This window comes from Shinella sp. M27 (genome assembly GCF_049199905.1).
Taxonomy (GTDB): Bacteria; Pseudomonadota; Alphaproteobacteria; order Rhizobiales; family Rhizobiaceae; genus Shinella.
Window position 1 is genome coordinate 12,712 of sequence record NZ_JBLZPK010000027.1, and the last position, 13,248, is coordinate 25,959.

Here is a 13,248-nt window from a genome sequence, read left to right on the forward strand (position 1 = left end):
GGACGATACGGGTATTGTTCAGTCAGTATAGCGGGATGGCGGAAAACCGTTCGGCCATCCCTCGCTTATCAGAGGCGGTCGACCGCGCCCTTGACGGCATCCTTGGCCTTGCCGACAGCCTTCTGGGTCTTGCCCTTGGCTTCCTGGCCCGCACCTTCGGCGCGCAGCTTGGGATTGTCGGTCGCCTTGCCGGCGGCCTGCTTGGCCTTGCCGGCCAGTTCGTTTGCCGTACCTTTGATCTTGTCGCTCGTGCTACCCACCGTCGTACTCCTGTTGTTCGAGGCGTGTTTCTTCACGCGGCGACACAACGGCGCAGAGCCGCACAAGTTCCGACGAAAAATGAATTGCCACCGATCTCAGGCGTGGCCGGCTTGTGCCGACAGCATGGCCGGCGAGATGCCCATGAGGCCCAGCGCCCGCTCGTATTTGCTGTCGAGATTGGTGTCGAAGATCAGCTCTTCCTGCGCCGGGCAACTCAGCCAGCCATTGTTGCCGATCTCGTTTTCAATCTGCCCCGCCCCCCAGCCGGCATAGCCGAGCATCATCAGGCCACGCTGCGGCCCGCGCCCGCGCGAAATGGCGCGCACGATATCGAGCGTCGCCGTCATGCAGATGTCGTCGCTGACGGGAATGGAGGATTCCGACAGATAGTCATCCGAATGCAGCACGAAGCCGCGGCCGCTCTCGACCGGGCCGCCGCAGCGAATTGGGAAATCGAGCGTCGAGCCCGGCAGGCGGATCACCTCGTCCTCGCCCACGAGATCGAGGTGCAGCAGCACGTCGGAAAAGCTCAGCTGCTGCGGCCGGTTGATGACGAAGCCCATGGCGCCGTCTTCGGAATGCGCACAGATATAGACGACGGTGCGGGCAAAATTGGCATCGGCCATCCCCGGCATGGCGATCAGGAACTGACCGTCAAGGAAGCCACGTTCTCGTTTGTTTTTTAGAACCGAGATAGCCATGATGCGGGATAGCCTATCAATTCGCCGCCAAATGAAAAGCATTCTTTTTGACTGGTGCGGCATGCCAGCCCTCACAAACAAGCTATGGCTCGTTCACGGCCGATCAAGCATTTATGATGACGTCCTCAGCGTTTGCCGCTGGAAAGCGGGCGCCGGCGGCGCTAGATATTTGTCCATGAAACGCTTGGAAACCGCTGCTTTCGCGCTGCTTTTCGCCTGTTCCCCCGCCGTCGCCGCGACCTCGTCTTGGGTCGAGACGCCGGGCGGCGACGTGCGCCTCGTCGCGCTGCCGGCCAATGCCGACGGCACGGTGCGCGCCATGCTCGACATCCGGCTGCATGACGGCTGGAAGACCTATTGGCGCGATCCCGGCGGCAGCGGTATTCCGCCTTCGGTCGCCATCAGCGGCGCGGAGTTGACCGCCGTCGGTTTCCCCGCGCCAAAACGCCTCGGCGACCAGACCAACCACTATATCGGCTATGACGCGCCCGTCCGCCTGCCGCTGACGCTCGCCAAGCCCGAGGGCGGCGCGATCACTGCAACCGTCTTTCTCGGCGTCTGCAAGGACATCTGCATCCCCGTGCAGGCGGAACTGACGGCGGATGCGAGCGCCGAGAGCTTCGCCAATCCGCTGGAGGAAATGGCGATCTCGGACGCCGATGCGACGCTGCCGCATGGTGCGGGCGATGGCTTCAAGCCGCTCTCGGGGCAATGGGCCGCCGACAGCAAGAGCATTACCGTGCGCTTCGAAGCGCCTGCGGAAGGCGCGCTGCCGGACGTGTTCCTCTCGGGTACATCGACCTTCGAATTCGGCGCGGCCGGCCCCGTGCGCCGCGATGGCGGTGTCTTCGTCGCCGACGTGCCCGTACTGCACAAGCCGAAGGTCTTCGACCTCTCCAAGAACCCGATCAAGCTCACGGTCAGGGCCGGCGAAAAGACGATGGAAAGCCCGCTTGCCATCGAGTGATCGTCGCCTATAGTCCCCTCCCCGGCCTTTTCCGGCCGCGCGCCCCAGATGATATCGACCTGACAGGAGACACGCCGTGACCATTGCCGTTGGAGACAAGCTGCCCGACCTCAAGATCAAGGAACGCACGCCGGATGGTCCCGCCGAGGTTTCGACCGAAGACCTCTTCAAGGGTAAGCGCGTCGTGCTCTTCGCCGTGCCCGGCGCGTTTACGCCCACCTGCTCGCTGAACCACCTGCCGGGCTACCTGGAAAATCGCGACGCCATTCTCGGCAAGGGCGTGGACGACATCGCCGTCGTCGCCGTCAACGACCATCACGTCATGGGCGCCTGGGCCAATTCCACCGGTGGTGCGGGCAAGCTGCGCTTCCTCGCCGACTGGGACGCCGCCTTCACCAAGGCGCTCGGCATGGATGTCGATCTCTCCGCCGGCACGCTCGGTGTGCGCTCCAAGCGTTATTCCATGCTCGTCGAGGACGGCGTGGTGAAGACGCTCAATGTCGAGGAAAGCCCGGGACAGGCGACCGTCTCGGGTGCTGCCGCGATGATTGAGCAGCTTTGAAGAGGCAGTAGGCAGTAGGGAGAATATCCCTTTTCCCTAATTCCTACTGCCTAACTCCTACTGCCTTTAAAAGGCGCCATGCCCTTGCGGGCGAGTTCGTCGGCGCGTTCGTTTTCCGGGTGGCCGGCGTGGCCCTTGACCCAGTGCCATTCGACCTTGTGCTTCAGCCGCGCCGCATCGAGCGCCTGCCAGAGATCGCCGTTCTTCACCGGCTTCTTGTCGGCGGTCTTCCAGCCGTTCTTCTTCCAGCCGAAGATCCATTTCGAAATGCCGTCCATGACGTATTTCGAGTCGGTATAGAGATCGACCTCGCAGGGCGTCTTCAGCGCCGTCAGCGCGGTCATCGCCGCCGTCAGCTCCATGCGGTTGTTGGTGGTGTCGGCCTCGCCGCCGGAGAGTTCCTTCTCGACGTCACCATAACGCAGCACCGCGCCCCAGCCGCCGGGGCCGGGATTGCCCGAGCAGGCGCCGTCGGTGAAAATATCGACATGCTTCATCGGGAAAGTCCGTATTCCGCGGGGTTTTGAACCTGCCGGTGGAAGCGCAGCTTGCGCAGATATTCCAGCGGATCCTTCTTGACGACCAGCGCGCCGGGCGGGGTCATCAGCCAGTCGTAGAGGCGCGTCAGGAAGAAGCGCAGGGCCGAGCCGCGCGCGAGCAGCGGCAGGGCGGCAGCCTCCTCCTCGGAAAGCGGGCGCACGCTTTCATAGCCGTCCAGCAGCGCCATGCCCTTGGTCAGATTGAACGCGCCGTCCTTCTCGAAGCACCAGGCATTCAGGCAAATGGCGACGTCATAGGCGAGCAGGTCGTTGCAGGCGAAATAGAAATCGATGAGGCCGGAGAGATCGTCGCCGAGGAAGAAGACGTTGTCAGGGAAGAGATCGGCATGGATGACGCCCGATGGCAGACCGTTGGGCCAGTTGGCTTCCAGGCTTGCAAGTTCATCGGCGATTTCGTCCTGAAGACCTTTCTCGACCTCATCGACGCGATCCACCGACTTCTCCCACAGCGGCCGCCAGCCGCCGACGGAAAGCGCGTTTTCGCGGGTGATTGCAAAACCTTCGCCGGCCACATGCATCTTGGCCAGCGCCCGGCCGACCTCGCGGCAATGTTTCGCCGCCGGCTTGCGCAGCCACATGCCTTCGAGGAAAGAGATCATGGCGGCGGGGCGGCCGGAGAGTTCGCCGAGCAGCGCGCCGTCGTTGCGCGGCAGCGGCAAGGGGCAGGACAGGCCGTTTTCCGCCAGATGGTGCATCAGGCCGAGGAAGAACGGCAGGTCGTTGCGATCCACGCGCTTTTCATAGAGCGTCAGGATGAAGGCGCCCTTGGTGGTGTGCAGCAGGAAATTGGTGTTCTCGACGCCCTCGGCAATGCCCTTGTAGGAGAGCAATGTGCCCGCGTCATAGGCGGTGAGGAAGCTGGAGAGATCGTCTTCGGTGATATCGGTATAGACGGCCACGGCGGGTCTCAGACTTGCGGGTTGGATAAGGGAAAGCGGTGGCTCGCGGCCTCACTCGCCATTGACGAAGGCCATGTCGGCGGAGGTGAGCTCGATGGCGCGCAGCTCGCGATTAACGAGGAAATGTTCGTTTTCCTCGACCGTATCAGCCAGTTCCACGACGGCGTTATAGCGCATGCGGAAAGCCTCGATGATCTCGTTGACGATCACCTCGGGCGCCGATGCGCCGGCCGACAGGCCGACGGTCCTGATATCGCCGATCGTCTCCCAGTCGATTTCCGACGCGCGCTGCACGAGCACCGACTTGGTCGCGCCGGCGCGCAGCGCCACTTCGACGAGGCGCTTGGAGTTCGACGAATTCGGCGCACCGACGATGAGGAAGAGATCGCAGCCCGGAGCGGCCTGCTTGACGGCCTCCTGCCGGTTGGTCGTGGCGTAGCAGATTGAATCGGCAGCGGGTGCCGTGAGGTTCGGGAAGCGCTCGTGCAGGCGCTTGATCACGCCGGCCGTGTCGTCCACCGACAGCGTCGTCTGCGTCACGAAGCCGAGATTGTCCGGATCCGGCGGCGTGTACCTGTCGGCATCCTCGACGGTTTCGATCAGCGAGACGGAACCCTCCGGCAGCTGGCCCATCGTGCCGATGACTTCCGGGTGGCCGGCATGGCCGATCAGCACGACATGGCGGCCGAGGCGCTGGTGGCGCATCGCCTGCTTGTGCACCTTGGAGACCAGCGGGCAGGTCGCGTCCAGATAGAACAGGTTGCGGTTTTCCGCATCGGCCGGAACCGACTTCGGCACGCCATGGGCGGAGAAGACGACGGGCTGCTTGCGGTGCTCCTCGGGGATCTCGTCGAGTTCCTCGACGAAGATCGCGCCCTTGGCCTCCAGCCCTTCCACGACATAGCGGTTGTGCACGATCTCGTGACGCACATAGACGGGCGCGCCATAGGCCTTCAGCGCCAGCACGACGATCTGGATGGCGCGGTCGACGCCGGCGCAGAAGCCGCGCGGGCCGCACAGCCTGATGGTCAAATCCGGTCGGTTCTCGTTCATGCGTCTCGGTTATCCGGCAATGAGGACGGCAACAAGGGCGATGGCTGCGGGAAGCGCCTGAATGACGAAAATTTTCCGCACGGCCGTTGCGCCCCCATATAGGCCGGCGACCAGCACACAGCCAAGGAAAAACAATTTGATCTGGAAGGCGAAGGCCGGATCGGGATGGACAAGCGACCAGAAGAGGCCGGCGGCGAGGAAGCCGTTATAGAGCCCCTGGTTGGCGGCGAGCACCTTCGTGGCTTGCGCCTGTGCCGGTGTCATGCCGAAGGCTTTTTGGCCGCGCGGTGTCGTCCAGAAAAACATTTCGAGGATGAGGATATAGACATGTTCGAGCGCGATGATCGCGACGAGTATGGCTGCGAGTGTCTGCATTGTCCCGTTCCTTCCTCTTCGGTTGCGAAAGCCCCTTCATCCGCCCTTCGGGCACCTTCTCCCCACCGGGGAGAAGGAGACAGACGAAACCTCGCATCCTTCCCTTCTCCCCGCGGGGAGAAGGTGCCGGCAGGCGGATGAGGGGGGTTGCTCGATCCTCGCCATTCCTACGGCATTTCAGGATCCCGGGCGATCGCCTTTTGCCCGGAACAGCGCGTAGAGGCCGACGCCGACGAGGGCGGCCGCGAGGCCATACCAGGTGACGGCATATTGCAGGTGGTTGTTCGGCAGGTCGAACTGCGTGACGCCGCCGATCGGCAGGCCCTTCGGGTTCAGGGCATCGCCGGCATCGACGAAGAACGGCACCAGCCTGTCGGCGGCAATGCCGGTGCTGGACGCCATCACGCCGAGGTCCTTCCAGTAGAAGATGTTCTTGGCGACATCATTGTCCGGCACGATGGAGGACGGCTTTTCGGCAAGGCGCGCACGGGCGAGGCCGGTCACGGTCTGCTCACCGGTGAGCTGGCCCTGCTTGCGCATTTCCGGCTCCTTCGCCTCGAAGGGCACGAAACCCCTGTTGATGAAGAGGAAGCGGCCGTCGGCGAGCTGGAGTGGCGTATAGATGTAATAGCCGGTCTGGCCGTTCCAGGTGGCGAAGAAGTGGCGTTCGCGGTTGTTGGCGAAGACGCCGGAGACGGTGACGGGACGATATTCGATATCCTCGCCCTTGGCGGCCATCGCCTCGATGTCGGCAAGGCTCACAGGTGCAGCGACCCGGCGCTCGGCAATGTCGGCGAGCAGCTTCTCCTTCCAGTGCAGACGCTGGACCTGCCAGGTGCCGAGCGACAGCAGGATGGCGAGCGCGATGAAGAAGGCGATGCCCGTCAGGATCACCTTTCCCCGGCCCGCAGTCGGCCGCGGACGATGGCTTGCCGGAACCTCAGCCACGGTCGATCTCGCCGGGGCGGGCGTTGTTGCGGTATTGCAGGGTGATGAGCAGGCCCTTGAGGACGCGCGTCAGCGCAAGGCCGAGCACGATGACCAGGGGTATCCACAGCATGAAATGCACCCAGAGCGGCGGATTGTAGTTCACCTCCATCCACAGCGCCGCGCCGACGACGATGAAGCCGACGATCAGGATCACGAAGACGACCGGGCCATCACCGGAATCGGCGAAGGAATAGTCGAGGCCGCAATTGGCGCAGGCCGGTTTCACCGTCAGCAGGCCATCGAACAGCTTGCCCTGACCGCAGCGCGGGCAGCAGGCGCGCAGCCCCGCGCTGATGGGATCGACCGGGGGATAGAGTGCCTTGTCCTCGTCCATTATGCCATTCCAGTCAAAGAGGTCGCTGGCCCTTGGGGCCGATGTCGATAGGTAACGCCGCCCTGCCCGCGCGTCCAACGCAAAAGCTGCGACAAAGCGGCCGGTCGCCTCAAACGCAAACGGCCGCATCGCTGCGGCCGTTCGAAACAGTTTTGCCGTAGCGGCTTACATGTGCGCGATCGGCGCGCCCCAGCCACCCCAGATGTAGATGGAGAAGAAGAGGAAGAGCCAGACGACGTCGACGAAGTGCCAGTACCAAGCGGCGGCTTCGAAACCGAAGTGCTGCTTGGGGGTGAAATCGCCACGCAGTGCGCGCACCAGGCAGACGATCAGGAAGATCGTGCCGACCAGAACGTGGAAGCCGTGGAAGCCGGTCGCCATGAAGAAGGTCGCGCCGTAGATCGAGTCCTTGAAGGCGAACGGAGCGTGCGCGTATTCATACCCCTGCACGAAGGAGAACAGCAGGCCGAGCAGAACAGTCAGCGTCAGGCCGTTGATGAGGCCCTTGCGGTCGTTGTGCAGCAGCGCGTGGTGCGCCCAGGTCACGCAGGTGCCCGAGAGCAGCAGAATGACGGTGTTGTAGAGCGGCAGGTGCCAAGGATCGAGAACCTCGATGCCCTTCGGCGGCCAGACGCCACCGGTATAGGCGGCGCGCGCGGCCTGGATGGGTTCGGCGGCAAACAGGCTGGCGTCGAAGAAGGCCCAGAACCAGGCAACGAAGAACATCACTTCCGAAGCGATGAACATGATCATGCCGTAGCGCAGGTGCAGCGAGACGACGCGGGTATGGTGGCCCTCATGGGCTTCCTTCACCGTGTCCGCCCACCAGGCATACATCGTGTAGAGCACGATCAAGAGGCCGATGAAGAAGATCCACGGCGTGGCGAGATTGACGCCGAACAGGTGGAAGGCGCCGCCCGAGATGTAACGCATATAGCCGATGCCGCCGAGCGCCATGACGAACGCGCCGATGGAGGCGAGAAGCGGCCACGGGCTGGGGTCGATGATGTGGTAGTCGTGTTTCTTCTGGTGCGCATCGGCCATGTGATTGTCCCCGAATGTATCGCGTTCTGTCTCCGGCATAGCCGGAAACGCATGTCTTTCAAAGCTTGTTTACGTCGCCCGCCTTGTTATCCGCAGCCGAAGCCACCGGCTTCGACGCCTCATGCGGATAGAAGGTGTAGGACAGCGTGATCGTATGGATGCCCTTCGTCTCCACCGCCTTGACGATCTCCGGATCGACGAAGAAGACGACGGGCATTTCCAGTTCTTCGCCGGGCTTCAGCGTCGTTTCGGTGAAGCAGAAGCACTGGACCTTGTTGAAATAGGCGCCGGTCTGTTCCGGGGTGACGTTGAACGTCGCCTGTCCGGTCGTCGCCTTGGACGAATTGTTGCGCGCCTTGTAGAGGATCTGCACGGTCTCGCCGATCTTCAGCTCGACTTCGCGCTGCACCGGCTCGAAGGTCCAGGGCAGGCCCGGGCCGGTATTGGCGTCGAAGCGCACCTTGATCGTTTGGTCGAGAATGACGTCGGAGGCCTGCTCGACGCGCTGCGTCGTGCCGCCGTAGCCGGTGGCCTTGCAGAACATCTCGTAGAGCGGCACGGCGGCGTAAGCCATGGCGCCCATGCCGATGACGAAGGAACAGCACATGGCGACAACGGCGCCGTTGCCCGTCTTTTTCTGTTCGGTCTGTTTCGTATCGCTCATCATCAGCCTGCCATTCCGCCGCCGAACTTGATCAGCGTCACGACATAGAACACGACGACGAGGCCCAGAAGCACCGCGCCGAGCGCGATGTTACGGCCACGGCGGGCCTTCTTCTGGTTTTCAGTGAGATTTACGGTTTCCATTACAGTACCCATCCGAATGACGCGATCAGGCGGTCGAACATCAGGCCGGAGAAGATCGCGAACAGATAGACGATGGAGAAGGCAAAGAGCTTCTTGGCCGGCACCATCGCGCGGTCGCCCTCCGGCATGCGCAACACGCCGATGGAATACCATACGAAGCCGAGGCCGAGCGCTGCGGCAAAGAGACCATAACCGATGCTGGCAAGGCCGAGCCAGGTCGGCACGACGGCGATGACGGCGGTCAGGACCGCATAGATGACGATCTGCACCTTCGTGGTGGCTTCGCCCGAAACGTTCGGCAGCATCGGCACGCCGACGGCCTCGTAATCGCGCATCTTGAACAGCGCCAGCGCCCAGAAATGCGCCGGGGTCCAAAGGAAGGTGATGAGGAAGAGCACGACGCTCTCGATGGAGACGCCGCCCGTTACGCAGGCCCAGCCGATCATCGGCGGGAAGGCGCCGGCGGCACCGCCGATGACGATGTTCTGCGGCGTCGAGCGCTTGAGCCACATCGTATAGACGACGGCATAAAAGAAGATGGTGAAGGCGAGCAGGCCAGCCGACAGCCAGTTGACCGCAAGGCCGAGGATACAGACCGAGAAGGCCGAGAGCGTCAGGCCGAAGGCGAGCGCCTCTTCCGGCCGGATGCGGCCCGAGGGGATCGGACGCTTGGCCGTGCGGGTCATGACCGCATCGATATCGGCGTCGTACCACATGTTGAGCGCCCCGGAGGCTCCGGCGCCCACGGCGATACAGAGAATGGCGATGGCGCCGATGAACGGGTTGATCGTGCCGGGCGCGACCACCAGGCCGGCAAAGGCCGTGAAGACGACGAGCGACATGACGCGCGGCTTCAGGAGTTCGAAGAAATCACGCGGCGACGCTTCGGAGAGGTAGACCTCGCCGCCGCCCGGAACCGTTTCGTGATGCTCGATGACCGCCATGTTCATTCCGTCGCGTTCGACCGGTTCATCCGGTCCTTGATTTATGAGGCCGCCGTAACCGGCGGCCTCGTGTTTACAGAGATCTTACTTGATCTTCGGGAGCTGTTCCCACTGGTGGAACGGCGGCGGCGAAGACAGCTGCCATTCCAGGGTGTTTGCACCTTCACCCCACGGGTTGTCGCCGGCGACGCGCTTCTTGGCGAAGGCTTCGAAGACGCCGAAGAGGAAGATCAGGACCGCGAAGGCCGAGATATACGAGCCGTAGGACGACACCGCGTTCCAGCCTGCGAAAGCATCCGGATAGTCGATGTAACGGCGCGGCATGCCGGCAAGGCCGAGGAAGTGCTGCGGGAAGAAGATCAGGTTCACGCCGATGAACATGACCCAGAAGTGCAGCTTGCCGATGAACTCGGAATACATGTAGCCGGTCATCTTCGGGAACCAGTAGTACCAGGCCGCGAAGATGGCGAAGACGGCGCCGAGCGACAGAACGTAGTGGAAGTGGGCAACCACGTAGTAGGTGTCGTGCAGGGCGCGGTCGAGGCCGGCGTTTGCGAGCTGGACGCCCGTGACGCCGCCGACGGTGAACAGGAAGATGAAGCCGATCGCCCAGACCATCGGGGTCGTGAAGCGGATGGAACCACCCCACATCGTCGCGATCCAGGAGAAGATCTTCACGCCCGTCGGAACCGCGATGACCATCGTGGCGAAGACGAAGTAGCGCTGCGTGTCGAGCGACATGCCGACCGTGTACATGTGATGCGCCCACACGATGAAGCCGACGGCGCCGATGGCGACCATGGCATAGGCCATGCCGAGATAGCCGAAGATCGGCTTGCGCGAGAAGGTCGACACAATATGGCTGACGATGCCGAAGCCGGGCAGGATCAGGATGTACACTTCCGGGTGACCGAAGAACCAGAACAGGTGCTGGAACAGGATCGGGTCACCGCCGTTTTCCGGCGCGAAGAAGGCCGTGCCGAAGTTGCGGTCGGTGAGCAGCATGGTGATGCCGCCTGCCAGAACCGGCAGCGAGAGCAGAAGCAGGAAGGCGGTGATCAGAACCGACCAGGCAAACAGCGGCATCTTGTGCAGCGTCATGCCCGGAGCGCGCATGTTCAGGATCGTGGTGATGAAGTTGATCGCACCGAGGATCGAGGATGCACCGGCAATGTGAAGGCCGAGGATCACGAAGTCCATCGCCGGACCGGGCTGGCCCGAGGTGGAGAACGGCGGATAGATCGTCCAGCCGCCACCCGCGCCATATGCGCCTGCCGGGCCTTCGACGAACATCGACAGCAGCACGAGCAGGAAGGCCGGGATGATCAACCAGAACGAGATGTTGTTCATACGCGGGAACGCCATATCAGGCGCGCCGATCATGATCGGAACCATCCAGTTGGCGAAGCCGCCGATGAGGGCGGGCATGACCATGAAGAAGATCATGATGAGCGCATGCGCCGTCGTGAAGACGTTGAACATGTGCTTGCCGCCGTCGATGGCGGCGTCACCTTCGAAGCCGTAGACCATCGCGGCCAGGCCGTGGAAGATCTGGATACCCGGCTCCTGCAGCTCCATGCGCATCACCACCGAGAGCGTACCCCCGATGATGCCCGCGCAGATCGCGAAGATCAGGTAAAGCGTGCCGATGTCCTTGTGGTTGGTCGAAAGAAACCAACGCTGAAAGAAGGTAAGCGGCTTGTGTTCGTGGTGATCGTGGTGATCGCCGTGGGCAGCGGATGTTCCGGCCATGGATCAGACTCCCTAGGTATTACTGCGCGGCGTTCTGGGCGACGTCTACGGCCTTCGCCGCACCGTCGACAGACGCCATCAGGGCCTTGTTTGCCTCGCCGACATTCGTCGCGGCGGCAGCAAGCCAGGTATCGTACTTCTCTTGCGAGACGACGCGGACGGCGATCGGCATGAACGCATGGTCCTTGCCGCAGAGCTCGGAACACTGACCGTAGAACAGGCCTTCACGGTCTGCCTTGAACCAGGTTTCGTTGAGACGGCCCGGCACGGCGTCGATCTTCACGCCGAAGGAGGGCATCGCGAAGGCGTGGATCACGTCCGCACCCGTGACGAGCAGGCGAACATGCTTGCCGACCGGAATGACGATTTCGTTGTCGACGGCGAGCAGGCGCGGATAGACGGCCTTGTCTTCCTTGCCGGCAGCGGCGCGATCGGCATCAGCCAAAAGAAGGCTGTCGAAGGAAACCGGCTTGTCGCCGACCTGGTATTCGTAGCCCCAGTACCACTGGTAGCCGGTGGCCTTGATCGTCAGTTCCGGCTCTTCCGTCGGCGCGAGCTGCTTGGTGAGAAGCTGGAAGGAGGGAACGGCCAGGAACAGCAGGATAACGACCGGGCCGAGCGTCCAGACGACTTCGATCAGCGTGTTGTGGCTGGTCTTCGACGGAACCGGGTTCGCGCTTTCGCGGAACTTCACGACGACGATGATAAGCAGGAGGAGGACGAACAGCGTGACCGGGACGATGAACCAGAGTGTGTAATGCTCGAACCAGCTGATCTCTTCCATGATCGAGGTCGCGGCGGGCTGGAGGCCCTTCTGCCACGGAAACGGCTGATCAGCGAAAGCGGTCGAAGCAAAGAGCAGACAGCCGATCGCGGCCAGAACTGCAAAAGCTTTGTTTTTCACAACGTATCTCCCCAAGGCGTTTGATTGGGATCAAACAGACGCGCAGAATCCCTGCTATACTGAGTGCTTAAAACCACAGTTTCATGCTCGCCGCAACAGCCATGGGGCTGCGTCTGTGCGGCATTTTTGCGCAAAAGCAAAAGCCTCCCGCCTATCCCCACAGTTTCCACACAATTCCCTATAGCATGAAAGGTTTGGCCGCCGCGACCCTCTCTCGGCGCACCCGCCTGCCGGCGGCGCGACCCATTTCGCGCATGGCGGGCCGGCATGGGCGCGAACCGCATGAACCCTGCCGGAAGCCCTCCCCTGCCGTATTCCATACCCGCCACCCAAAACCGCCTGCACGTCCGAACGGGCAAGGCTGCCTCCGGCCTCACCGTGCGGACTGCCCGCGACGCACAAACCGCGCCCTATTATAAAGCGCCGCCCCGAGCGTCCAATTTCCGCCTTCAATCAATCGGAAAGGAGCGCTCGGGGCTTTTCATTTCCATGCCGTCCCTTCAAAGATACCCCGACTGATTCGAGATTCCGAGGTTTTCATGGGTTTTGCTTCCCTTTCCCGGCTGTCCCGGGCGGCATTCGGCCTTGCCGTCTTCTCGCTCGGCGCCATGGCGCTTCCGTCGCTCGCAGCGGCCCAGCAGCCCGGCACCGTGAAATCGAACCATGGCGCCTGGTCCATCGTCTGCGACCAGCCGGCCGGCGCCTCGGGCGAACAATGTGCGCTGATGCAGAACGTGCTGGCCGAAGACCGCCCGGAACTCGGCCTGTCCGTCGTCGTGCTGAAGACCGCCGACCGCAAGGCGAAGATCCTCCGGGTGCTCGCGCCGCTCGGCGTGCTGCTGCCGAACGGGCTCGGCCTCAATGTCGACGGCAAGGATATCGGCCGCGCCTATTTCGTGCGCTGCTTTGCCGATGGCTGCTATGCCGAGGTCGTGCTCGAGGACGAGCTCCTGAAGACCTTCCGCTCCGGCGCGACCGCCACCTTCATCGTCTTCCAGTCGCCGGAAGAAGGCATCGGCATCCCCGTCGACCTCAAGGGTTTTGGTGAAGGTTACGACGCCCTGCCGTAAGCTTGGCGTCCGGCGGGCTTGCCGC

At 62.7% G+C, this 13,248-nt stretch carries 17 protein-coding genes; 3 read left to right on the plus strand and 14 right to left on the minus strand.

The window, feature by feature from the left end; genetic code table 11:
• Positions 1-68: 68 nt before the first annotated feature.
• Both ACOZK4_RS09840 and ACOZK4_RS09845 read right to left on the minus strand, forming a co-directional pair.
• A complete protein-coding gene (locus ACOZK4_RS09840; RefSeq protein ID WP_069059549.1) occupies positions 69-260 on the minus strand; it encodes a CsbD family protein in 192 nt (63 codons plus the stop codon).
• Positions 261-356: 96 nt separating this feature from the next.
• On the minus strand, positions 357-962 hold the full coding sequence (locus ACOZK4_RS09845; RefSeq protein ID WP_421591740.1) for a YqgE/AlgH family protein: 606 nt from the start codon (positions 960-962) through the stop codon (positions 357-359).
• A 175-nt stretch (positions 963-1,137) separates the two neighbouring features.
• Between ACOZK4_RS09845 and ACOZK4_RS09850 the strand changes: the two genes are divergently transcribed.
• Together ACOZK4_RS09850 and ACOZK4_RS09855 are read left to right on the plus strand one after the other, a co-directional pair.
• Positions 1,138-1,929: a protein-disulfide reductase DsbD domain-containing protein gene (locus tag ACOZK4_RS09850; protein ID WP_421591741.1), complete on the plus strand. Its 792-nt coding sequence runs from the start codon at positions 1,138-1,140 to the stop codon at positions 1,927-1,929.
• Between the two features lie 76 nt (positions 1,930-2,005).
• Positions 2,006-2,491 (plus strand): peroxiredoxin, encoded by a 486-nt coding sequence (locus ACOZK4_RS09855; RefSeq protein WP_421591742.1) that lies wholly within the window; start codon positions 2,006-2,008, stop codon positions 2,489-2,491.
• 50 nt (positions 2,492-2,541) lie between these two features.
• Here ACOZK4_RS09855 and rnhA read toward each other — a convergent pair whose 3' ends face one another.
• The 12 genes from rnhA to coxB all read right to left on the minus strand — a co-directional run bounded on the left by rnhA (position 2,542) and on the right by coxB (position 12,153).
• Positions 2,542-2,988 carry a ribonuclease HI gene (rnhA, locus tag ACOZK4_RS09860; protein ID WP_421591743.1) on the minus strand — a complete coding sequence of 149 codons (447 nt, stop codon included), beginning with the start codon at positions 2,986-2,988 and terminating at the stop codon, positions 2,542-2,544.
• Complete coding sequence (locus ACOZK4_RS09865; protein WP_421591744.1) at positions 2,985-3,950, minus strand: homoserine kinase; 966 nt, start codon at positions 3,948-3,950, stop codon at positions 2,985-2,987. The genes rnhA and ACOZK4_RS09865 overlap by 4 nt, the downstream gene beginning before the upstream one ends.
• Before the next feature lie 51 nt (positions 3,951-4,001).
• Complete coding sequence (gene ispH, locus ACOZK4_RS09870; RefSeq protein WP_421591745.1) at positions 4,002-5,003, minus strand: 4-hydroxy-3-methylbut-2-enyl diphosphate reductase; 1,002 nt, start codon at positions 5,001-5,003, stop codon at positions 4,002-4,004.
• 9 nt (positions 5,004-5,012) lie between these two features.
• Positions 5,013-5,378, minus strand: coding sequence for a DUF1304 domain-containing protein (locus tag ACOZK4_RS09875; RefSeq protein ID WP_421591746.1), 366 nt, complete (start codon positions 5,376-5,378; stop codon positions 5,013-5,015).
• A gap of 177 nt (positions 5,379-5,555) precedes the next feature.
• Positions 5,556-6,326: an SURF1 family protein gene (locus ACOZK4_RS09880; RefSeq protein ID WP_421591747.1), complete on the minus strand. Its 771-nt coding sequence runs from the start codon at positions 6,324-6,326 to the stop codon at positions 5,556-5,558.
• Positions 6,319-6,702 (minus strand): DUF983 domain-containing protein, encoded by a 384-nt coding sequence (locus ACOZK4_RS09885; RefSeq protein ID WP_421591748.1) that lies wholly within the window; start codon positions 6,700-6,702, stop codon positions 6,319-6,321. Before ACOZK4_RS09885 ends, ACOZK4_RS09880 begins: the two co-directional genes overlap by 8 nt.
• A 165-nt stretch (positions 6,703-6,867) precedes the next feature.
• A complete protein-coding gene (locus ACOZK4_RS09890) occupies positions 6,868-7,746 on the minus strand; it encodes a cytochrome c oxidase subunit 3 (RefSeq protein ID WP_313524801.1) in 879 nt (292 codons plus the stop codon).
• Positions 7,747-7,804: 58 nt separating this feature from the next.
• Positions 7,805-8,410, minus strand: a complete 606-nt coding sequence (locus ACOZK4_RS09895) for a cytochrome c oxidase assembly protein (protein ID WP_421591749.1) — start codon at positions 8,408-8,410, stop codon at positions 7,805-7,807.
• Positions 8,411-8,412: 2 nt separating this feature from the next.
• Positions 8,413-8,553, minus strand: coding sequence for a hypothetical protein (locus ACOZK4_RS09900; protein ID WP_313524807.1), 141 nt, complete (start codon positions 8,551-8,553; stop codon positions 8,413-8,415).
• Complete coding sequence (locus ACOZK4_RS09905) at positions 8,553-9,497, minus strand: heme o synthase (protein ID WP_313524809.1); 945 nt, start codon at positions 9,495-9,497, stop codon at positions 8,553-8,555. Before ACOZK4_RS09905 ends, ACOZK4_RS09900 begins: the two co-directional genes overlap by 1 nt.
• Before the next feature lie 84 nt (positions 9,498-9,581).
• The gene (gene ctaD, locus ACOZK4_RS09910; RefSeq protein ID WP_313524811.1) at positions 9,582-11,249 is read right to left on the minus strand and encodes a cytochrome c oxidase subunit I; all 1,668 of its coding nucleotides are present in this window, start codon (positions 11,247-11,249) and stop codon (positions 9,582-9,584) included.
• A 19-nt stretch (positions 11,250-11,268) separates the two neighbouring features.
• Positions 11,269-12,153, minus strand: a complete 885-nt coding sequence (gene coxB, locus ACOZK4_RS09915) for a cytochrome c oxidase subunit II (protein ID WP_313524814.1) — start codon at positions 12,151-12,153, stop codon at positions 11,269-11,271.
• A gap of 539 nt (positions 12,154-12,692) precedes the next feature.
• Here coxB and ACOZK4_RS09920 point away from each other — a divergent pair.
• Complete coding sequence (locus ACOZK4_RS09920; protein ID WP_257947858.1) at positions 12,693-13,223, plus strand: invasion associated locus B family protein; 531 nt, start codon at positions 12,693-12,695, stop codon at positions 13,221-13,223.
• The last annotated feature ends 25 nt before the right edge of the window (positions 13,224-13,248 follow it).